This window comes from [Clostridium] citroniae WAL-17108, from assembly GCF_000233455.1.
Classification (GTDB): domain Bacteria; phylum Bacillota; class Clostridia; order Lachnospirales; family Lachnospiraceae; genus Enterocloster; species Enterocloster citroniae.
The window spans coordinates 1-1,171 of record NZ_JH376447.1 but is presented as its reverse complement, the minus strand read 5'-3'; the positions used below and the strand labels follow the sequence as shown (position 1 = coordinate 1,171).

At 47.2% G+C, this 1,171-nt stretch carries 1 tRNA gene and 1 rRNA gene; both read right to left on the bottom strand.

What is annotated here, in order from left to right:
- Nucleotides 1–686 (bottom strand): 23S ribosomal RNA (locus tag HMPREF9469_RS30355); the annotation flags it as partial.
- A gap of 378 nt (nt 687–1,064) precedes the next feature.
- Nucleotides 1,065–1,137, bottom strand: a tRNA-Ala gene (locus HMPREF9469_RS30350).
- Between the last annotated feature and the right edge of the window lie 34 nt (nt 1,138–1,171).

Here is a 1,171-nt window from a genome sequence, read left to right as displayed (position 1 = left end):
CTGCGCCCTATTAAGACTTGGTTTCCCTTCGGCTCCGCACCTTAAGTGCTTAACCTTGCCAGTACCGGCAACTCGCCGGACCGTTCTACAAAAAGTACGCGGTCGCACCTTAACGTGCTTCCACAGCTTGTAAACACAGGGTTTCAGGTTCTCTTTCACTCCCCTCCCGGGGTCCTTTTCACCTTTCCTTCACAGTACTATGCTCTATCGGTCACTAAGGAGTATTTAGCCTTGGAGGGTGGTCCCTCCGACTTCCCACAAGGTTTCTCGTGTCTCGTGGTACTCTGGATCCTGCCGCTGCCTATTGTTTTCATGTACGAGACTTTCACTCTCTTTGGTCTGACTTCCCAGACAGTTCCATTAACAAATCAGCTCGCTTACGCAGTCCTTAACCCCAGCATGCACGCACGCTGGTTTGGGCTCTTCCCATTTCGCTCGCCGCTACTTTGGGAATCGATGTTTCTTTCTCTTCCTCCGGTTACTTAGATGTTTCAGTTCACCGGGTTCCCGGCGTATGGCTATGAATTCACCATACGTCACTTGAGGGTTGCTCAAGTAGGTTTCCCCATTCAGATATCTCCGGATCAAAGGATATTTGCTCCTCCCCGAAGCTTTTCGCAGCTTATCACGTCTTTCATCGGCTCTTAGTGCCAAGGCATCCACCCTGCGCTCTTATTAGCTTAACCAAAACGACTTCCACCTGCGGGTGCGGGTTTTAGTCTCAGTCCATAGCGTTGGACCTTTTGGTTCTAGGTTCTTCTTAAACGCTTTCGCGTTCTTTTCCACGATGTTTTACAATCGTGGACTTTCCTAATAAAAAGTTTGTTTCTTTCCATACAATCGCTTGTATGGCCTCGGATGTCTTGTTTATTCTATATATAAATATATAGGATACTCAATTCATTTATTTCAATATGCGGTTTTCAAGGTACGTATGCAAAATCAAATGTTTGAAAACGTGTCGGAATCTCGCTTCCATAAGCGTTTTTAAATGTTTGATTTTATAGCGTGCCTGCACGCGACCGAAAGGACATAGTCCTTGAGGTGCATACGGTGTACGCAAATGGAGATGGAGAGATTCGAACTCTTGACCCCCTGCTTGCAAGGCAGGTGCTCTCCCAACTGAGCTACACCCCCATATATTGCAACCAATCCGCTCTTCTTACAGCAG